The organism is Pseudocitrobacter vendiensis, from assembly GCF_943590815.1.
Lineage (GTDB): Bacteria > Pseudomonadota > Gammaproteobacteria > Enterobacterales > Enterobacteriaceae > Pseudocitrobacter > Pseudocitrobacter vendiensis.
On sequence record NZ_CALSBS010000015.1, the window covers coordinates 1 to 19,471 of the forward strand.

Consider the following 19,471-nt stretch of genomic DNA (forward strand, 5'->3'; position numbering starts at 1 on the left):
TACATTTCTGCTCGTACTCATGATGCCTTGCTTTTTATTTTCGAAGACACCATGCACCGATTTAAAGAAAGATATAAATCCTGCTCAACTAGACGTATTTAAAGAAAATATTATTAGACAGTTAAGCACTATTATCGACATAAAAAAAATGGAAGTGTTAGATCTCATTTACTCAAAATGACTGGTCTTTTTTTCTGTTGAAACATGGGTTTCAGACGAACCATTGCTTGTGTATCACGGCGATCTATCAACCACTGATTATATCACACTCTTTAGCGGGGGAATCATGAGGCCAGATTATGAAATTATGAAAAATTAATTTAAAACAACGCTTTTGGATATGCCGGAGAAGTTATTTTAATGTTATTTTTGGTATGCTGCCCAAGGATGACGGTAATGATTAAGAGTGTTTGAAAGTAATTAAATGTTTGTTTGGAATTTTAAATGTGGAGTATAAGTGAAAATGTCCCATCTATCCAGTCGTTACTTTAATGCTTTTATTCTAATTTTATTAATAGCAGGCAATTCAGCAATCGCCAGTTCGCCATGTTCCGGATTGAAGACCAATCTGGATGTGACTCAAAAAAATTTGATCGAAAAAAATATCATGCGGCAGTTAAATCAAGAGTTCGAAGTGAAAAAGGTAGATGTTTTAGCATTCTTTACCTATCAGGGATGGTCAATGGTTTATGAGAATGATTGGGCATCCGATGAGTCAATACTTGTTTATAGCGGGGACATTTTACATACCGATTATGTTGCAATTTTTAGTGGTGCAGTTTCAATTGATGATGATATGGAACAATGGATAAAGGAGAGCGCACCGGGCATCCCTGATAAACTGGCTCAATGTTTTTCATGGTATTCAGCTTATCGCACAGACTAACGTTAAGTGTGTTTTACCATTTAGTGTTTATGATAATGCGGTATCATTAACTATTGATAAAAATATAGGTGGGTTGAATACTCTAAAATACAATGAACAAAATTCTCATTAAATATTTACAAGAGATGGCATCGTTTTCTGATTGCATATCCCAAACTATTACATTAACTAATAAGTACTGGTATCCCCAAACAACGCCGGTGGTGATATTGTTTGCACAGATTGGTAAGGCGCTCGCTGGAAACTTTTGTCATCTCGACGAAAGTCAAAAAAAAGCCATCTTCAAACATATCGAAGAGGGTATGGATTCTCTCAATGACGAGTTGGCTACAGCCGTTGCAACAGGTCTTATAGAGGCAATCGTTACTAAAGCTGACAACAATTTTTTACTCTCCAAAGAACTGGATGTATTTTGGGGTGAGAAATCAAAACTCCACGCTTTAGCATGGCAAAACTTTGGTCATGAATAATGCTTCCTACATAGTTGGCTCTTGATATGAGAATTTGGTTTGAGAATAATATAATATGTTAACTATCTATGTGCGATAGAATTAAAGTAGCCCGAACTGTTGTTGGTTTATAACTAAGGGGTATTGAATGAATGAAATATTTTATTTTGTTTTTAAGTATTGTGTTTTTGTTATTGTCAATTGAATCTGGATTTTTTTGTATTTCATAGCGAAGAATTATTATTTGATAGAAGCTGGCAGTAAAATTCATTTCACATTGAAGATGATTATTAGGTTTGTTATGGCCTGTAAGTTTTTGTACATTTCGTATCTCATGTTCAGAAAGTACAAAAAAGCATGATTTTAGTGATTGGATGAAGATTTGAGTTGTCGGCCTGTTGTATTCATGTTGGTAGTTGTAGGGCGACTGCCAACAAGCGTAGGAGGTATATATGCCTTATAAGTCTTTAAATATAATTATTGTGTTGTTATCCATATCAAGTGTATTTGCTAAAGATAAAATAATCATCCCGCGCAAAATGCTGGATGAGTATAAAACATTTTCCCTCGGCAAGTGTATAAACACCAACTATGCGAAGATGGGCATAGATTTTAATAAAGTCCCCCTTCATGACAACACCTATGGTTACATTGATATTGATGCGGGGTTAGGGTTTTATAGTAAACGAAATAATGTGTTAGCCAGGTACATAGAAGAGAAAACGGGCGATTTTTACAAGCCGAGCACACAGCAGGGGGATTTGGCATCAGCGAATATGGTCATGTACAAATGCGTTGATTTCTTCCGTTCGAGAGCCTTAGATGCCTTTCTTCGCAAAATTCTCTACAAAAGACTCAGCGATATTGCAAACGACACAGCCGATGATGAGGACTAACACCAGCTACATAACTTTTAATACAGCGGGAGCCCATCAACGCAGACTCCCTCATTCATTACAGTGCGATCGAATTCTCACTCACCCAACATATGCGGCCACAGCCCCAGCGTCGTGCGGGTAATCTGCATTAATGTGTCAAAACTTGCGCCTTCGCGCGCGCTAATCGACATACCCTGCAATACACAGCTTAAGAACAGCGCCAGCTCATTTACATCTTTCCCAGCCGGAATTTCACCTTTCTCCTGACGATGCTGTAAAAACTCGCGCAGCGTTTGTTCCTGAACGGCGTGGCGGGATTTAATGGTTTTGGCTATCTCTTTTGACGACGCCGCCAGTGCGGCGGACGTGTTAATCATAAAGCAGCCCGCCGGAGTGTCTTTACTGGTGTAGCAGGTCGCGACAGCAGTGAAGTAATCTTTCAGCGCCTCATCCACACACTTGTCATCACAACAGAGCTTCGCTTCATGTTTTGCTGCGAAGTGAGCGATGTAGTGATCGAGAACGGCGCGGAAGAGCCCCTCTTTATTCACGAATTCTGCATACAGGGTAGGTGCTTTTGCGCCCGTGGCCTCTACGAGATCGGAGAGTGACGTGGCTTCGTAGCCATGCTGCCAGAAAAGCGTCATTGCTTTATCCAGCGCTGCTTCCCGGTCAAATACTTTTGGTCGACCACGGCCCTTTTTAGCGCAACTTTGCGTCTCAGTTGTCATAGTGCCGTTGTACCTCTTTCGGTTTTAGTGAACGCTCATTATAAAAATAATCGCTTCAGGCTGCCAGCGGTGAATTCCCAAAAATAAATAATTCCTATGGGTATGAAAAATAGGCTGATTTTAATTTTCTAAATGATCGTTATAAAAATCATGTTGACGAGTGATCCAGATCTCATTATCATTACCTTATCGATCGTTAAGTTAATAAAGTTTGCTCTACATCATAGTTCATCTGCATAGGTCATAATCATGAAAAACGTAAAAACTCTGGCTCTCGCCGCTGTTCTGAGTTCTCTGTCATTCGCAAGTTTCGCTGCGGTTGAAGTTCAATCTACCCCGGCGGATCAGCATAAAGTCGGTACCATTGCGGCATCAGCTGGCCCGAACCTGGCTTCCCTGGAAGATCAGCTGTCTCAGAAAGCAGACGAAATGGGCGCTAAATCGTTCCGTATCACTTCCGTAAGTGGTCCGAACAACCTGCACGGTACGGCTATTATTTATAAATAAGCATTAACTCCCTCATTAATGCCGTTTTAAATAAGCCACTGCCATAAAAAAGCCCTGAGTGATCGCATCACTCAGGGCTTTTGCCTGTCTGGAATCAGCGTTACATCGACTGCTCTTGCGCAACGTGATGGCGGGTGACGTCAACCGGCATGCCGGAACGCAGCTCCATCGCATAGTTCATCACATCCGTATTCGTCTGTGCCTTCTCTTTAAACGCACTCATCGTCTCATTCAGCACAATAGGCTGCGTTTTCGGGTCATCATCGATATGTTTTGACAGGGGCTGGTGAACTTCAACCAGATGGACGCCGCCCGGTTCAACCGAGGCTTTAATCGGCGTGTTGATGATATTCACTTTGGTGCCCGGCGTCACTTTCTCAAACAAGTTGCGGATATCACCGTCGCGCAGGCGAATACAGCCGGAGCTGACGCGCATGCCGATACCAAAGTCGGCGTTCGTTCCATGGAGCAGATAAACGCCGCCCTGTGCCGCTAAGCGAATAGCGTGATGGCCCATCGGGTTATCCGGACCGGCGGGCATCACGGCTGGCAAGATAATACCCTGTGCTTTATAGCGGGCACGAATGTTTGCTGTGGGTGTCCAGGTCGGATTGGCTCGTTTGTCCGATACGGTGGTTACCATGGTTGGGGTTACCGTATCGCCGCCTAACTGACCGATGCCGATAGGGTAGACAGTGACTTTGTTGCTTCCCGGTGGGTAGTAATAGAGGCGTAGTTCCGCCAGATTGATGACGATGCCTTCCCGCGGCACGTCCGGCAAAAGCGTTTGCAGTGGAATGGTCAGCACGCTGCCTGCGCGTGGAACGTAGGGGTCTACGCCAGGGTTTGCCTGCAATAAAGCCAGGAAACCGACATTATATTTTTTAGCGATTGCCTCCAGCGAGCCACCGTCATTCTCAACCACATGATAGCGGTTTTCCCCGACGAGTCGGCTACCGTTGGCTGGCAACTGCCAGGTATTGGCGGAAACGGGCAGGCTCCACGCAACGGTTGCGGCAAGCGCGATGCCCACTGCCCAGCGCGTAAAACGTCTTTGTTTGCTCATCATGTTCATCCAGTTAACAAGTCGCTAAAACTTAAACAGATATTATGATTGCTGGAAGTGTCGGGAAGTGAAGGGCGTTTGCAAGTATGTGTAAATGTTTCGGAGGAGACAGCCCTGGCGACAGGAGCTGCCAGACGATGAGTTACCGCGATCGATTGGAAAATCATCAGGTCGCAAATAATTTGAGTATGAGCTCTACGACGGAGACTTGCGCGACATCTCATTTTTGATTATCGATAGAAGATATCGCGGGTAATACTGTTTTCTGCCGTCAGAAATCACGCTACATTAATTCCGGGCTTGAGAAAATTCTTAAATCATTCTCAGCTTATTTGGATGTGAAGCGCGACAATTGAAATAAACGCTTATCAATGATTGATGGGCTTTCGTCTACCGCGTCACAGGACTTTCTCACAGGACGTGAGGTATACACGGATGAAACGTACTCTTCAGTATGGCCTGATGGCCGCTCTCTTTGCATGCCCGGTATTGGCGAATGCTAATTCAGGGATAATTCACTTTCGCGGTTCGATTGTTGAAGAAGCCTGCCGCGTCAATCCTGAGCGTGATGTGGTTCAGGTCTCCTGTTTCCGTGATGGCAAGCAGCAGCGTGAAACGCAATCATTACGTCAGGGCGCACAATTTGCGCTGATGCAGCATCTCGCGACTGCACAAGTGTATAACGTTGCGGACAATCCTCATTTACAGGTATTACAGATTACTTATCGCTAAATACTATTGAAGGCATCGTGGGTCATGGGCAAATCGTTGTTCATGACTCATGGTGCTTTTTATTTATTTAAAACAGATGATGAGCAGAAGATAACGAGTAAGAAAAAGAGGGGAGATGAAACAAGAATGGTGCGTTCGATTGGACTCGAACCAACGACCCCCACCATGTCAAGGTGGTGCTCTAACCAACTGAGCTACGAACGCATAATGGTGCGTTTAATTGGACTCGAACCAACGACCCCCACCATGTCAAGGTGGTGCTCTAACCAACTGAGCTATAAACGCAAAATGGTGCGTTCGATTGGACTCGAACCAACGACCCCCACCATGTCAAGGTGGTGCTCTAACCAACTGAGCTACGAACGCATTGTTGTCGTGACAACGGGGACGAATATTAGCGGCAGCCGCCGGATGTGGCAAGGGGAAAATGTGCAATTTCATGTGACTGGAGAAGTTTTACGCACATCTGGCGTATTTTTCTTCTGTTAAGGATTATTCGTTAGCCCGCGGGCTAGCAGACGTCAGGTGAGATGACGATTTGACGCCTTCGTGTTGAAAATTGAAATGTTATAATATAACATTTATTTTTTTTCAAATGAGGGAATGACGTTGAAACATCTGGGGAAACTCACACTGACTATTGCAGCGCTGATGATGACCAATGCTGCATTTGCGCATGGCGACCACAGTCACGGCGCACCTTTGACGGCAGCCGAGCAACAAGCGGCGAACGGTATTTTTGAGGACAGTGCGGTTAAAGATCGTGCGCTTTCTGACTGGGATGGCGTTTGGCAATCCGTTAACGACCTGCTGCTCAAAGGCGACCTTGATCCGGTATTTAAGCAAAAAGCGGAAAAGGAACCGGGTAAGACCGCCGAACAGATCAAGGCTTATTACCGCAAAGGGTATGTGACCAATGTCGGGACAATCGGTATTGAAAATGGCGTGATGGAATTTCATGTCGGCGATAAGATAAATTCGTGTCACTACCGTTATGCCGGGCATAAAATATTGACCTATACCTCAGGTAAGAAAGGTGTACGTTATCTCTTTGAGTGCCAGGATGCAGGCTCAGCCGCGCCAAAATTCGTACAGTTTAGCGATCACACCATTGCGCCGCGTAAATCCGCCCATTTCCACATTTTTATGGGAAACACATCCCAGGAAGCGCTGTTGAAAGAAATGGATAACTGGCCGACCTACTATCCGTGGCAAATGTCCACGGAGCAGGTGGTTGATGAAATGCTGCATCATTAATGAAAAAGCCGCACGGAGGCGGCTATTGTGAATCAGCGTGAAGCACGCTGCAATATCAGGCTTGATGGCTGACGCTGTAAAAAGCGCATTCTCAGCATCATCATTATCGCCGCAGAGGTCAGGCCGATGATAAAGCCGAGCCAAAAACCGGCGGGCCCCATTCTGTCAACCACCAGGTCGGTGAGCGCCAGCACGTAACCGCTTGGCAGGCCCAACACCCAATAGGCGATAAATGTGATAAAGAAGATGGAACGCGTATCTTTATAGCCACGCAAAATGCCGCTGCCGATCACCTGAATGGAGTCAGAGATCTGGTACAGCGCCGCCAGCAACATCAACTGCGCCGCGAGTGTGACCACTTCAGGATTATCGTTATACAGCAGGGCGATATGCTCGCGCAGCGACACGGTGAAAATGGCCGTCAGCACCGCCATGCAGACGCCAACACCCAGCCCGGTCCATGCCGATGTTTGTGCATCCAGCGTTGAGCCCTGGCCCAAACGGAACCCCACGCGAATCGTGACCGCTGCCGCCAGCGACATCGGCAGAACGAACATCAGCGAGCTGAAGTTCAGCGCAATCTGGTGTCCTGCGACGTCGACAATACCCAGCGGCGATACCAACAGTGCCACTACGGCGAACAGTGTCACTTCGAAAAACAGTGCCAGCGCAATCGGCAACCCGAGTGAAGAGAGGCGTTTAAGAACGGTGACATCGGGTTTAACAAAACCGTTATTATTACGAATATCGCGCATCGAACCGGCATGTTTGATGTAATACAGCATGCTGATAAACATCACCCAATAGACCGCCGCCGTGGCGACGCCACAGCCCACACCGCCCAGTTCCGGCATGCCGAAATGACCGTAGATAAAGATATAGTTCACCGGAATGTTGACCAGTAAACCAATAAACCCCATCACCATGCCCGGTTTGGTTTTCGCCAGCCCTTCGCACTGGTTACGCGCGACCTGGAAGCACAGATAGCCCGGCGCCCCCCACAGCAGCGCGCGTAAATAGCCGACGGCTTTATCCGCCAGCGCCGGGTCGATATTATGCATCGAGCGGATGATATAGCCCGCGTTCCACAGCACAACCATAATTAACACGGACACCAGGCCTGCCAGCCAGAATCCCTGGCTAACCTGCGCTGCGATACGATCGCGCCGGCCTGAGCCATTGAGCTGAGCAATGACGGGCGTCAGCGCCAGCAGCAGACCATGACCAAATAAAATCGCCGGTAACCAGATGGAGGTTCCGATAGCCACGGCGGCCATATCGGTCGCGCTGTAACCACCCGCCATCACGGTATCCACAAACCCCATTGCCGTTTGGGCAACCTGCGCAAGAATAACGGGGATAGCCAGAGCCAATAACTGACGCGCTTCGCTAAAATACTTCTGCACGTTAACACCTATATTTTTTGTTATTAGAGAGACAGAAAAGCCGCCTGAACAGGCAGCAAGAAGATAATAAAGAGGATTGCCAGCTATTGTAGCGGGGATTTGCCATTAAGCCAGTCTAAAAATCGACGTCTTTACGCCGAGGCTGGCAACCTGTTTGGGCAACTGTTATTGTTCGTATCAGAAAATACGGTGTGGCTGTAAGCCTCGCCGGAGTAATTATCGACAGGAGTTAAGTGCATGTTTACTGGTATTGTGCAGGGCACGGCAAAAATCGTGTCCATCGATGAAAAACCCAATTTCCGTACGCACGTTGTAGAGCTGCCGGACTACATGCTTGATGGCCTGGAAACGGGCGCATCGGTAGCGCACAACGGCTGCTGTCTGACCGTGACCGAAATAAACGGTAATCAGATTAGCTTTGATCTGATGAAAGAGACGTTGCGTATCACTAATCTGGGTGATGTGAACGTCGGCGATGTGGTTAACGTTGAGCGCGCGGCGAAATTCAGCGACGAAATTGGCGGGCATTTGATGTCGGGCCATATTATGACTACTGCGGAAGTGGCGAAAATTGTCACCTCCGAAAACAACAAGCAGATCTGGTTTAAAATCCAGGATCCGTCACTGATGAAGTACATCCTGTACAAAGGCTTTATCGGTATTGATGGCATCAGTCTGACGGTCGGTGAAGTGACGCCAACGCGCTTCTGTGTGCATCTGATTCCGGAAACGCTGCAACGCACCACGCTTGGCACGAAACGTCTGGGCGATAAAATCAATATCGAGATTGACCCGCAGACGCAGGCCGTTGTTGATACGGTGGAACGCGTACTGGCAGCGAAAGAAGCCGCAGCTATTGCAGCCGCGCAGCCTGAAGCCTAAAAAAATCCCCCGGCGGATGCCGGGGGAGATTAACTAGCGTGCGACGCGTAAACCGTGTTCTACGCCACGCGAGAACACCACCTGCCAGAGATGAATGTCGCGTGCGCGAAACGCCCCCGCGCAGGCATTCAGATAATACGAAAACATTCTTTTGAAACGTTCCGAATAGTTGTCAGCGATTTCCGGCCAGCTTTCCAGAAAACGGTCATGCCAGGCCATGAGCGTGGTGTCGTAATCCGCGCCAAAGTTGTGCCAGTCTTCCATCACAAAATGGGGCTCGCTGGCATCCGCAATGTGGCGCACGGAGGGGAGGCAGCCGTTCGGGAAGATGTATTTATTGATCCACGGATCAACATTCAGGTCTGTACGTTTTGAACCAATAGTGTGTAGCAGGAATAACCCGTCTGGCTTGAGATTTCTGTCCACCACTGAGAAATAAGTAGCGTAGTTTTTCGGCCCGACGTGCTCAAACATGCCGACAGAAACGATACGGTCAAACTTATCGTTCAGGTCGCGATAGTCCTGGAGCAGAATAGTCACGTCTAACCCTTCACAACGCTGTTGCGCCATTTTTTGCTGCTCAGCAGAAATGGTTACGCCCACCACACTCACGCCGTAATGCTCGGCCATAAACTGCGCCAGCCCGCCCCAGCCGCAGCCAATATCCAGCACGCGCATACCGGGCTCAAGTTTCAGTTTCTGGCAAATCAAATTGAGCTTCGCCTGCTGGGCCTCTTCGAGTGTCTGGGCATCCTTCCAGTAGCCACAGGAGTACTGCATAAAGGGATCCAGCATGCGGCTGAAGAGATCGTTGCCAAGATCGTAATGCTCTTTACCGACCATCCAGGCACGTTTTTTACTTTGCAGATTAAACAGACGGGCCGCTGCGATTCGCAGCGTATCTTTCAGGTGGCGGGGAAGTTGATTTTCCAGTCCCGCGCGCAGGACTTTCTGGAAGAAAATATCCAGACGCTCGCATTCCCACCAACCGTCCATATAGCTTTCGCCTAACCCCAGGGAACCTTCCTGCAATACACGTTTAAAAAACTGGGGGTTTTTAACCTGCAAGTCTGCGGGGCGGTTGCCGTTGATTTCGATGCCTGCCCGGCTTAACAGTTCATTGGTGATGCGGTACCAGTCATCATTCGGTACGCTTACTTCTTCTATACACGATGAGCTCATAGCTTCTCCATCCCGACCCGGTGATCAGAACCTTAAAACAGCGTAGACGCTTTTTAGAGTTTGTGAGAAATCTCACGGAACTTCCGTGAGCCTGCTATCCGACGTAGCACAGAGGAAGGGAGATTACCCTTGCCGAAAAGACCATCCATGGGGAACCGGGAGGCGTCCTGCTCCCGTTAACAAGTAATAACTATCGTAATTATGTGATACCGATCCAGTATAGGACGCAAAATCTACTGATTCAATTAAATTTCTTAGCAAACTGACTACGAGTCAATAACATTGATATTCATGATGTTAGGCGCGTGAAGTTTCTTCAGCTGAATTTTCCTCTGCGCCATCCTGCATCTTGTAGCCTATACCGGCGAGAACGACGGTGGCGACCATGACGCTGGTGGTGGCCAGCAGCGGGGCGGCAATCAGTGAAGAAACCACCAGGCTTGCCAGGAAGCAAAGACCTAATTGCAGCGTATTCTGTAATGCTGCCGCACGGCCTGTTGCCTGAGGGAACGGTCGCAGCGCGCGCGCTACCACAATCGGGTAAATCGCGCCGTTAGCCATTGCCATCACGCAGAATGGAATCAGCAGCGCGGTGAGCGAGACATGCGCGGTGAGGCCGACGCCCCAGGTGGCAAATACGCTGACAGCGTAAATCAACAGCAGCCATGGCAGCAGTTTTGCACCATCCCACTTTTGCAGTGCCGCGCGACAGCCATAACCACCGACGAGAAACGCAATGGTTTGTGGCACATAGCTCAATCCAATCACGGTCGGGCTATATCCCATCGCATTCAGAATAAACGGCGAGCCCGTCAACCAGGCGAAGAAGCTTGCCGAGCAGGCCGCATACACCAGGACGTTACCGCGATAATCGCGACTGTGTAACAGCTTCATAAATGTCAGCTTATCGCCACTGACCGCGACCTTTTTGTGAGCGGGTTTCAGGCGCAACGCGGGGATCATCAAAATCAGCGTGATGGCAAAGAGCGTAGCAAAGATAGCCTGCCACTCGAAGTGGTGCAGGATCCAGCTTCCCAGCAGCGGTGCCAGCGCAGGAGAAAGCCCGACCAGTGGCATAATGGTCGCGAAAATACGGTTAGTTCGCTGTGCCGGATAATAATCGGTCACCATCGCCTGCCAGGTTACCGCGGCGGCACATACGCCGACTGCCTGCACGAATCGCAGAATAAGCAGGGTGGTGGCATCACGTACCCACAACATTCCCAGACAAGCAAGGGCAAAAATCGTCAGGCCAATCAGCAGAACTGGCTTGCGTCCATAGCGATCTGAGAGTGGGCCCCACAGCAGCTGTGCCACGGCGAACCCGGCGAGGAACAAACTCAGGCTCGCGCTCACGGCGGCCGCCGGTGTTTGCAGATCGCGTTGAATCGCGGCAAAGGCCGGAAGATACATATCGGTGGCCAAAAAGCCCAATACGCTCAGGCCGGCCAGCCAGACTAAAAATCCTTTCCCAGGTTGCATAAAAACGCCTTTTTTGTACAGATGAGGAGGCTGAGAGTGTAGAGAGTGAAATCTGGCTTGTGAAACGCTAATATTTGCGTCTTGGTTTCAAAAATTTTGTAGGCAGAATATGTGGTCTGAATATTCACTGGAAGTTGTGGATGCGGTTGCGCGTAACGGAAGCTTTAGCGGCGCGGCAAATGAGCTGCATCGTGTGCCTTCTGCCATCAGCTATACGGTGCGTCAACTTGAGGAGTGGCTGGCTGTTCCGCTCTTCGAACGCCGTCATCGGGATGTGGAATTAACCCCGGCAGGGGTATGGTTTTTGAAGGAGGGACGCTCTGTTATCAAAAAAATGCAGATCACCCGTCAGCAGTGTCAACAGATAGCCAATGGCTGGCGAGGACAGCTGGCGATTGCGGTAGACAATATCGTAAAACCAGAGCGCACCCGACAAATGATTGTCGATTTTTATCGCCACTTCAGTGATGTAGAGCTGCTGGTGTATCAGGAAGTATTTAATGGCGTGTGGGATGCGCTGGCGGATGGGCGCGTTGAGTTAGCGATTGGCGCGACGCGCGCGATACCGGTTGGTGGTCGCTATGCGTTTCGGGATATGGGCATGCTGAGCTGGCAGTGCGTGGTAGCCCGTTCCCATCCACTGGCGCAAATGACAGGGCCACTCAGTGATGATGTGTTGCGCAACTGGCCGTCGCTGGTGCGTGAAGATACGTCACGTTCGTTACCTAAACGTACCACATGGTTGCTGGATAATCAGAAAAGGGTCGTGGTGCCTGACTGGGAATCGTCAGAAACCTGCTTATCCGCAGGGTTATGCGTTGGCATGGTGCCAGAGCATTTTGCGCGACCGAAGATAGATAAAGGCGAATGGGTTGCTCTGGAACTGGAAAACCCGTTTCCCGATGCGGCCTGTTGTCTGACCTGGCAGCAAAACGACAGTTCACCGGCGCTAAGCTGGTTATTAGCCTATCTGGGGGACAGTGAAACGCTGAACAGTGAATGGTTGCGAACGCCCAGGGCGAGCGTTCGCAAAGAGGCTTAGCGACGATAGTCGCGGAACGGACCGTCGGCTACGGAGCGGCGTTCAATCAGGCGTGGGTGCACTTCGATGGACTGCGACTCTTCGCGTTTACTGACAATTCGGTCCATCAGCATGTTGAAGGCGGTTTCCCCGAGGGAATCCTTCGGCTGGTGGATGGTGGTCAGTGCTGGCGTAAAGAAACGCGAGTTGCGCACGTTGTCGTAACCAATCAGCGAGATATCCTGCGGCACGCGCAGCCCCATTTCGTCTGCGGCGCATAATGCGCCCATTGCCATGACATCGCCACCGCAGAAGATAGCGGTAGGGCGCGGATTCTGGGACAGAATTTGCTGCATTGCACGATAACCGGATTCCGGTTCAAAATCACCCTGAACAATCCAGTTTTCCGGCACCTTAATCATCATCTCTTCCATGGCTTTCATAAAGCCAGCCAGACGACCCGCACCCGTATTGCGCTCAAGTGGGCCTGGGATAACGCCAATTTCGCGATGCCCACGCTCCACCAGATAACGGCCGGCCATATAGCCGCCTTCGAAGGCGTTATCGATAACCGAATCGGTAAAGTCGGCTTTCGCTTCACCCCAGTCCATAACCACCATCGGAATATGGCGGTACTCTTCCAGCATCTGCAGCAGCGGTTCCGGATATTCGGAACACATCACCAGCAGACCATCGACGCGTTTCTGCGCCATCATGGAGAGATACGCGCGTTGTTTCTCAAGGTTGTTCCACGCATTACCGAGGATCAAGGTATAGCCTTTCTGGAAGCAGTTCTTCTCAACGGCTTCAATAATTTCTGCAAAGTAGGCAGCTTCACTGCTGGTCGCCAACAAACCAATGGATTTGGTGTGATTGACCTTCAGGCTGCGGGCCACGGCGCTGGGAGAGTAGTGCAATTCTTTGATTGCCGCCCACACCGCTTCACGCGTCTCTTCGGCGACAAAACGCGTCTTGTTAATCACATGTGATACAGTTGTAGTGGAAACGTTTGCGCGCTTCGCTACATCTTTAATAGTTGCCATTCCATCTCACTCCAGACCCGGGCCTGCCCCTGATCGATTCAATACGAAAACGTTTGCCTTCACTCACCCTGGCGCAATGTTATGAATTGCGGTTCGCCGGGAAAACGACACAGGACGACAGGAGGGGGTCAATGGCCGATACACTTTTTAATAAGCGTCGAATTTTGTCTTATCTTTGACAAAAGTGGAAGCGCAAAATCGGTTATTGCGTGAAATCCGGGAAGATTTTTGCGAATAAGTGTGCAAAAATGACATAGCTCACTTTTGGTGTGGGGATAATAAGGAGAAAAATTGATGAGTACTGAACTGAAGATGTCAATTACCACTACGGTTATTACGCTGGCGCTGATCGTTGCTGCCGCGCTGACCGCCGTCCTGCATTAACCCATCCTAAAGGGAGAGACGGCTCTCCCTCTCTGCGATTGTTATCATTTCAGCAAAAATATTTTGCTGATTTGTTCACTTCTGTTTTTTTGTGATTGATGTCATGCTTTTGCATTCTGTTGTCACGCCGCCCTGCGTTAGCGGCAAATCGGAGTCAAAGCATGAAAGTGAATTATCCCTTACTGGCGTTAGCCGTAGGCGCATTCGGGATCGGCACCACCGAATTTTCGCCGATGGGGCTATTACCCGTTATTGCCAAAGGGGTTGATGTCTCGATTCCTGCCGCAGGTATGTTGATCAGCGCCTACGCCGTAGGTGTCATGGTTGGCGCGCCGCTGATGACGCTGCTGCTCTCACATCGCGCACGCCGCAACGCCTTAATTTTCCTGATGGCGATTTTTACCCTGGGTAACGTCCTTTCTGCCATCGCCCCGGATTACACCACACTGATGCTGTCGCGCATTATAACCAGCCTTAACCATGGCGCGTTCTTTGGTCTGGGGTCTGTTGTTGCCGCAAGCGTGGTGCCAAAACATAAGCAAGCCAGCGCGGTAGCGACCATGTTTATGGGGTTGACCATCGCGAATATCGGCGGCGTTCCGGCGGCTACGTGGCTTGGGGAGACCATCGGCTGGCGCATGTCGTTCCTGGCGACGGCTGGGCTTGGCGTCATTGCCATTATCGGCCTGTGGTTGTCGCTGCCGAAGGGCGGGGCGGGCGAGAAACCGGACGTGAAACGTGAACTGTCGGTGCTGGTACGTCCACAGGTACTGTCTGCGTTAATCACGACTGTACTGGGCGCCGGGGCGATGTTCACGCTCTATACCTATATTTCTCCGGTTTTGCACACCATCACGCATGCGACACCTGCCTTTATCACATTAATGCTGGTGCTGATTGGCGTGGGTTTCTCAATCGGCAACTATCTTGGCGGTAAATTTGCCGACCGTTCGGTCAGCGGCACATTGAAAGGTTTTTTGCTGCTGTTGATGCTGATTATGCTGGCGATCCCGTTCCTGGCGCGTACAGAAATCGGCGCGGTATTCAGTATGGTGGTGTGGGGTGCGGCGACCTTTGCGGTAGTGCCACCGTTGCAAATGCGCGTGATGCGTGTTGCGCATGAAGCGCCGGGGCTCTCTTCGTCGGTAAACATTGGCGCGTTTAATCTTGGTAATGCATTGGGTGCCGTAGCCGGTGGGGCGGTGATTTCAGGTGGACTGGGGTATAGCTTTGTGCCGGTGATGGGGGCGATTGTGGCAGGGGTTGCGCTAATGCTCGTCTTCTTCAGCAGCCGTTCACAGGGTGAAGAGGCCGTGGTCAGTCAGTAACAAAAACGCAGAAGGGAAAACCCTTCTGCGTCATTTCTTTATGCCGCCAGATTCTCAGCAACAAACTTCCAGTTTACCAGCGCCCAGAAGTGCTCCAGATAGCTCACGCGCGCATTGCGGTAATCAATGTAGTAAGCATGCTCCCACACATCTACCGTCAGCAGCGGTTTGGCATCGGTCGTCAACGGCGTACCCGCGTTAGAGGTAGAGACAATCGCCAGGCTGCCGTCGGCTTTTTTCACAAGCCAGGTCCAGCCAGAACCGAAGTTCTTCGCGGCTGCATCACTGAACTGCGCTTTAAACTCAGCAAAGCTACCGAAAGAACGGTTGATGGCGTCTGCCACATCACCGGTCGGTTCGCCACCAGCGTTCGGTGCCAGGCAGTGCCAGTAGAAGGTGTGGTTCCAGACCTGCGCTGCGTTGTTAAACACGCCGCCTTCAGAGGTGCGAATGATCTCTTCCAGCGATTTGCCTTCAAACGCCGTCCCTTTCACCATATTGTTCAGGTTGGTGACGTAAGTCTGGTGGTGTTTCCCATAATGATATTCGAGCGTCTCGGCAGAAATGTGCGGTGCCAGAGCGTCTTTGGCATACGGTAATGCAGGTAATTCGAACGACATTGCTACTCTCCTTATAACTTCTTGTTTTATCTCACATTTTAAAGATGTGTTCGCATCTAAAGACAGTATTTACTGTGCATCGCTGTCGCGAGTGTTACAGGGTTTTTATTGTGATCAAGATGTTAGCACTCGCTGGCGGCAGTTAAAAGCCTCACACCGCGAAAGGTTTAATTTAACAAACGTGAATGGCGAAGCCTTAACCAGGCAGCAAAGGAATGCAGTTTTGATTACAACTTTTAGCCGTTCCACACTTAGCGCGGTGTCCCGTTCCTGTCTGTCGTGATGACACACAAAGGATAAACGAGCGAATGTTGGGAAGCCTAACCAGTCCGGGAAAGGGGCTGGCTCTGCCGTGGTGTTCACCGAGCCATAAATGATCGGTACTCGATAAGAGAACGGTTAACAGACAAATACCCCTGATGATACGCCTTCGGCGCTTGATGTTGGTATACCCAGCACGGCGCTTTATGGGTACTATTACATTTTTTGTGGTTAAGTGAGGGAACATGAAAAAACGGTGGATTGTGGTGATTTGTATCGCTGCTGTTTTGGCATGGGGCCAATATAAAAAATATCAGCGTGAAGCGTTTGAAGCCACGCCTGAAGGCATGAATCATGTTGCTATGGTTAACTCTATTGGTGTAGGAGCGCCCATTCGCTCGCAGACTGGGGTTCTGTATTTTGGAGGTTTCCGCTGTAAAACTGATTGTTCTGGGCATCAAGCAGGATATGATTGGGCTGAAAGCTTCGACGAAATTGATGAGCAGTTTTGCCAATCACAGAATGCGCCAGCATCATTTATAGAAGGTTGTATTGCTTATGCAAATGACCTAAAAAGTGCAGCAGAAGAAAGTCAAATGGATCGTTACTCTGGCGATGAATAAAAACCGATATTAACGGATGGTTCATATACTAAAAGGATGGAGGTGGTATGCTCTCTTCAGAAACAGCTTTGTTAGCCGAACGTACACAAGCAGGGATTAGTTTTTCTGCTCTCAATATCTTAAGTGGCTATCCGATAGAGATAAGGAGTGCGGATATCGAGTTCTTGGGATTTGCTATATTCAGCTATCTTGCCTTCAGACATCTACCAGCTGATCAAGCAAAGGAATGTTGTGATCATGTAGCAAGGTGGATCGTCAGTTCTCGTGGCACTACTCATTCAGAGTCCACAAAGGTAAAACTCCAAAAAATTTACCCCTTGTTAGGCCGAAGTGTTGCAGATGCTTACGAAAATCGGCAAACCATGACCTCCCCACCATACATTGCTCTTGGATTTGATATTTGTGATTTATTGGGCGATGGCTACAACCCCAAAATAATCAACCCGATTGAATTAGGCCTTGTGACGAAACGTATATTGGACGAGTCATACATGAAATTTAAGGACCGATTTTTAGTCTAACTTCATAGAGAAACTGACTACTTTTCGTTCTCTGAACTGTCGAATGTACGAGAATATGGGCAAGACTGCGAGCGGGTGGTGAGAGTGAATAAATGGATCGAGTCCTCATATATGCAAAGACGCTTCCCGCCCTGTAACTCCTGTTCGTCGGGGTTGCTCATGGTGATTTTTCCTGCATGAGCAGCCAGCGGCAGCAGCGCCAGTACACAAAGTAAGATTTTCTTCATTTCCCCGCATCCTCTCTGTATCTTTTCCACATCATTACTAATGTAATTGGAACCAAGATAGGCCATAAAGCAATAATCATAACACTTTCAATGAATAAACTATCTCGACACATACCATAACCCCTGAAGCGCTTTCCTTCGTTCAAATGTGCCAATATGTTCAATAAAGCCAAAGCCAGCCCTATGATCACAATGATCCTCATCACTTATCCTCAATAGTCGATAGCCTGGAATACTTCTTCAACATCCTTTTCCATAATTCCACAATACGCTAGTGTGACCGCTTGCGATGAATGCCCGTATAGCTTCGTGAGCGTTGGCAGACTAACTCCACGTTTTATAGCGTGATAACCAAGGTTCTTGCGTGGGCTGTGCGCCGCAATGTGAAGATTGAGCATATCCCCGGCTTCTTTGAATTTGGCTGAGACCGTCACCCGGCTGATCGGTTTCCCTTTGGCCCGGTTGCTGTCCACTTCGAACAGGTATTCATGACCGGGATTGTCAGCCCGGCGTTGTGCTACCAGTTCGAGCGCTTTCGCAGTCAGCATGATCGAGCGGGTTTTCCCTGTCTTCTGTTCCTTCAGATTCAACACGTTCCCTTCGATATGATTAAAGTCGGCATAACGCAATCTGAGAGCGTCACCAACTCGCGCCGCCGTCTGGTTCAGGAACACCCACAAATCGCCATAGATCGGGCTGCTGTTATGCTGGCGCAACAGTCTTTCAACTTCTCCGATCTGGTCTTTGTTTCTGACTGGCTCGACTCTCTTCATAGCGCCCCTTTCTGATGTTCAATGTGTAAGTTAGAAGATGAATATTGATCATAACATGATCATTGTAAAGGGATTTTTATATGTATTTCACCAGCTCCCTCCCGTAGTGAAAATAAAGTTGGGGCTGCTCTTCAGGTATCAGTGCCGGAAAATATCCTGCCTCACTTGGTGAGCTGCTAGGCGTGGCAGACAGCGTGTCGATAAAAATGAAACATTATTTCAAAATATCGCAAGGCAACTCTTTACACACACAGCGCAGGTGCATAGAACGTGCATAGATGGTGCATAAGGCATCGTGTATACACTTCTTTGATGTTCACTCACAACACATGGTAGAAAAATCAATGAGTTGCTAAGTTACACTTTCATATTGTGTAAGTTAGAGGTGAGTTCTCATACCCACCAGAAGTCCACAACGTCAGCCACCAACAATCGATATTCTCCCGTCCAGGCCGCCACTGTGCTGTAACATTTCCCACAACAATGTGAGGAGTCCCACCAATCCTTCCTCTGCTCCAACAGAAGCCCTTAGCGGCGTTATCTCACTGACTCACCGATAATACAGCGCCCCGCTGAGAGGCTCCTACAGGCCCAGAAATGGACGGATTTTCATTGTTTTTGCGAAGAAAATTTATTTTTACGGTTCAGGAGTGGGTGAATCGGTGATTATGTTTAGCTCCAATCTGACTGGCAGATCTGCCGAGGCCCTGTCACTACTGGCTTAGTTATGTATCCGATACTATAACGATCACCACACTGCACAGGCGAGCCAGTGACAACAGACAGGATTTCCTATCAATTAATCGTAATTAACGGGTATTTAAACCCTATTATTTCCCGCCGAAAATCCAACCGATGACAGCACTGATCACCGCTGTACGGCTTTCACCTACTGCACTTTTGAGGACGTTAATAATGGTATCACCTGAAGTCGGGGCTTTCTGAGTAAGGACGCTTACACCAAGTGGGGTTAACCTGGCAGCGTAGTCCATATCTGTAGAGGAGATTATTTGGATGTAGCCCATATCCCTTAGAGCAAACAGGGTGTTACGCAACAGCTCACTACGCTCGTCATTCCAGCCCCAATCTGAATAGTCAAATTCCGAGTGAGACGGATAATTTGTAAACAGTTTCACTATAATTCCAGTTGCCATCTCGTTGAAACTGTCTTTGCCTTGGATGATTTCCATGTCGATCCCTTTTGTTCACTGA

22 protein-coding genes and 3 tRNA genes are annotated in these 19,471 nt (G+C 48.8%); 12 read left to right on the forward strand and 13 right to left on the reverse strand.

The genetic code is table 11. From position 1 onward, the window contains the following. Positions 1–457 precede the first annotated feature (457 nt). The 3 genes from NMC31_RS15635 to NMC31_RS15645 all read left to right on the forward strand — a co-directional run bounded on the left by NMC31_RS15635 (position 458) and on the right by NMC31_RS15645 (position 2,231). A complete protein-coding gene (locus NMC31_RS15635) occupies positions 458–886 on the forward strand; it encodes a hypothetical protein (protein WP_253898407.1) in 429 nt (142 codons plus the stop codon). A 92-nt stretch (positions 887–978) separates the two neighbouring features. Further along, positions 979–1,356 (forward strand): hypothetical protein, encoded by a 378-nt coding sequence (locus tag NMC31_RS15640; protein ID WP_253898408.1) that lies wholly within the window; start codon positions 979–981, stop codon positions 1,354–1,356. Between the two features lie 431 nt (positions 1,357–1,787). Beyond that, positions 1,788–2,231, forward strand: coding sequence for a hypothetical protein (locus NMC31_RS15645; RefSeq protein ID WP_253898409.1), 444 nt, complete (start codon positions 1,788–1,790; stop codon positions 2,229–2,231). A 77-nt stretch (positions 2,232–2,308) separates the two neighbouring features. Here NMC31_RS15645 and NMC31_RS15650 read toward each other — a convergent pair whose 3' ends face one another. Beyond that, positions 2,309–2,944: a TetR/AcrR family transcriptional regulator gene (locus NMC31_RS15650; RefSeq protein WP_253898410.1), complete on the reverse strand. Its 636-nt coding sequence runs from the start codon at positions 2,942–2,944 to the stop codon at positions 2,309–2,311. Between the two features lie 249 nt (positions 2,945–3,193). Between NMC31_RS15650 and bhsA the strand changes: the two genes are divergently transcribed. Continuing rightward, positions 3,194–3,451 (forward strand): multiple stress resistance protein BhsA, encoded by a 258-nt coding sequence (gene bhsA / locus NMC31_RS15655; protein ID WP_253898411.1) that lies wholly within the window; start codon positions 3,194–3,196, stop codon positions 3,449–3,451. Between the two features lie 100 nt (positions 3,452–3,551). Here the strand turns inward: bhsA and ldtC are convergent, their stop codons facing one another. Continuing rightward, a complete protein-coding gene (gene ldtC, locus NMC31_RS15660; RefSeq protein ID WP_149462646.1) occupies positions 3,552–4,517 on the reverse strand; it encodes a L,D-transpeptidase LdtC in 966 nt (321 codons plus the stop codon). Positions 4,518–4,952: 435 nt separating this feature from the next. Between ldtC and NMC31_RS15665 the strand changes: the two genes are divergently transcribed. Then, positions 4,953–5,249 carry a YmdA family protein gene (locus NMC31_RS15665; RefSeq protein WP_253898412.1) on the forward strand — a complete coding sequence of 99 codons (297 nt, stop codon included), beginning with the start codon at positions 4,953–4,955 and terminating at the stop codon, positions 5,247–5,249. 127 nt (positions 5,250–5,376) lie between these two features. Here NMC31_RS15665 and NMC31_RS15670 read toward each other — a convergent pair. From NMC31_RS15670 to NMC31_RS15680, 3 genes are all read right to left on the reverse strand, one after another. Continuing rightward, positions 5,377–5,453, reverse strand: a tRNA-Val gene (locus tag NMC31_RS15670). A gap of 4 nt (positions 5,454–5,457) precedes the next feature. Continuing rightward, positions 5,458–5,534 (reverse strand) — tRNA-Val (locus NMC31_RS15675). A 4-nt stretch (positions 5,535–5,538) separates the two neighbouring features. Continuing rightward, positions 5,539–5,615: transfer RNA gene (locus NMC31_RS15680), tRNA-Val, on the reverse strand. Between the two features lie 237 nt (positions 5,616–5,852). Here NMC31_RS15680 and zinT point away from each other — a divergent pair. Beyond that, a complete protein-coding gene (gene zinT / locus NMC31_RS15685; RefSeq protein WP_253898413.1) occupies positions 5,853–6,506 on the forward strand; it encodes a metal-binding protein ZinT in 654 nt (217 codons plus the stop codon). A 32-nt stretch (positions 6,507–6,538) separates the two neighbouring features. On the opposite strand, the gene mdtK is transcribed toward zinT, so the two are convergent. Beyond that, complete coding sequence (gene mdtK, locus NMC31_RS15690) at positions 6,539–7,912, reverse strand: MdtK family multidrug efflux MATE transporter (RefSeq protein ID WP_253898414.1); 1,374 nt, start codon at positions 7,910–7,912, stop codon at positions 6,539–6,541. Positions 7,913–8,149: 237 nt separating this feature from the next. Between mdtK and NMC31_RS15695 the strand changes: the two genes are divergently transcribed. After that, positions 8,150–8,794: a riboflavin synthase subunit alpha gene (locus NMC31_RS15695; protein ID WP_253898415.1), complete on the forward strand. Its 645-nt coding sequence runs from the start codon at positions 8,150–8,152 to the stop codon at positions 8,792–8,794. A 33-nt stretch (positions 8,795–8,827) separates the two neighbouring features. On the opposite strand, the gene cfa is transcribed toward NMC31_RS15695, so the two are convergent. Together cfa and punC are read right to left on the reverse strand one after the other, a co-directional pair. Continuing rightward, positions 8,828–9,976, reverse strand: a complete 1,149-nt coding sequence (gene cfa / locus NMC31_RS15700) for a cyclopropane fatty acyl phospholipid synthase (protein ID WP_253898416.1) — start codon at positions 9,974–9,976, stop codon at positions 8,828–8,830. A 297-nt stretch (positions 9,977–10,273) separates the two neighbouring features. Further along, positions 10,274–11,458, reverse strand: coding sequence for a purine nucleoside transporter PunC (gene punC, locus NMC31_RS15705; protein WP_253898417.1), 1,185 nt, complete (start codon positions 11,456–11,458; stop codon positions 10,274–10,276). A gap of 109 nt (positions 11,459–11,567) precedes the next feature. Between punC and punR the strand changes: the two genes are divergently transcribed. After that, positions 11,568–12,500 carry a DNA-binding transcriptional activator PunR gene (punR, locus tag NMC31_RS15710; protein WP_253898418.1) on the forward strand — a complete coding sequence of 311 codons (933 nt, stop codon included), beginning with the start codon at positions 11,568–11,570 and terminating at the stop codon, positions 12,498–12,500. On the opposite strand, the gene purR is transcribed toward punR, so the two are convergent. After that, positions 12,497–13,522 carry an HTH-type transcriptional repressor PurR gene (gene purR / locus NMC31_RS15715; protein ID WP_149462639.1) on the reverse strand — a complete coding sequence of 342 codons (1,026 nt, stop codon included), beginning with the start codon at positions 13,520–13,522 and terminating at the stop codon, positions 12,497–12,499. The genes punR and purR overlap by 4 nt on opposite strands. Positions 13,523–13,816: 294 nt before the next feature. Between purR and cydH the strand changes: the two genes are divergently transcribed. Together cydH and NMC31_RS15725 are read left to right on the forward strand one after the other, a co-directional pair. Beyond that, positions 13,817–13,906: a cytochrome bd-I oxidase subunit CydH gene (gene cydH / locus NMC31_RS15720; RefSeq protein WP_015964251.1), complete on the forward strand. Its 90-nt coding sequence runs from the start codon at positions 13,817–13,819 to the stop codon at positions 13,904–13,906. A gap of 161 nt (positions 13,907–14,067) precedes the next feature. Further along, the gene (locus NMC31_RS15725) at positions 14,068–15,234 is read left to right on the forward strand and encodes an MFS transporter (RefSeq protein ID WP_253898419.1); all 1,167 of its coding nucleotides are present in this window, start codon (positions 14,068–14,070) and stop codon (positions 15,232–15,234) included. Between the two features lie 38 nt (positions 15,235–15,272). Here the strand turns inward: NMC31_RS15725 and sodB are convergent, their stop codons facing one another. Next, a complete protein-coding gene (sodB, locus tag NMC31_RS15730; protein ID WP_253898420.1) occupies positions 15,273–15,854 on the reverse strand; it encodes a superoxide dismutase [Fe] in 582 nt (193 codons plus the stop codon). Positions 15,855–16,360: 506 nt separating this feature from the next. Here sodB and NMC31_RS15735 point away from each other — a divergent pair. Together NMC31_RS15735 and NMC31_RS15740 are read left to right on the forward strand one after the other, a co-directional pair. Continuing rightward, on the forward strand, positions 16,361–16,738 hold the full coding sequence (locus NMC31_RS15735; protein ID WP_253898421.1) for a hypothetical protein: 378 nt from the start codon (positions 16,361–16,363) through the stop codon (positions 16,736–16,738). A gap of 47 nt (positions 16,739–16,785) precedes the next feature. Continuing rightward, entirely contained in the window at positions 16,786–17,259 is a 474-nt protein-coding gene (locus NMC31_RS15740) for a hypothetical protein (protein ID WP_253898422.1), read from the forward strand. A gap of 17 nt (positions 17,260–17,276) precedes the next feature. On the opposite strand, the gene NMC31_RS15745 is transcribed toward NMC31_RS15740, so the two are convergent. The 3 genes from NMC31_RS15745 to NMC31_RS15755 form a co-directional block, all read right to left on the reverse strand. Then, entirely contained in the window at positions 17,277–17,486 is a 210-nt protein-coding gene (locus NMC31_RS15745) for a hypothetical protein (protein ID WP_253898423.1), read from the reverse strand. 212 nt (positions 17,487–17,698) lie between these two features. Further along, the gene (locus NMC31_RS15750; RefSeq protein WP_253898424.1) at positions 17,699–18,259 is read right to left on the reverse strand and encodes a tyrosine-type recombinase/integrase; all 561 of its coding nucleotides are present in this window, start codon (positions 18,257–18,259) and stop codon (positions 17,699–17,701) included. A gap of 830 nt (positions 18,260–19,089) precedes the next feature. Then, a complete protein-coding gene (locus tag NMC31_RS15755) occupies positions 19,090–19,449 on the reverse strand; it encodes a hypothetical protein (protein ID WP_253898425.1) in 360 nt (119 codons plus the stop codon). Positions 19,450–19,471: the final 22 nt, after the last annotated feature.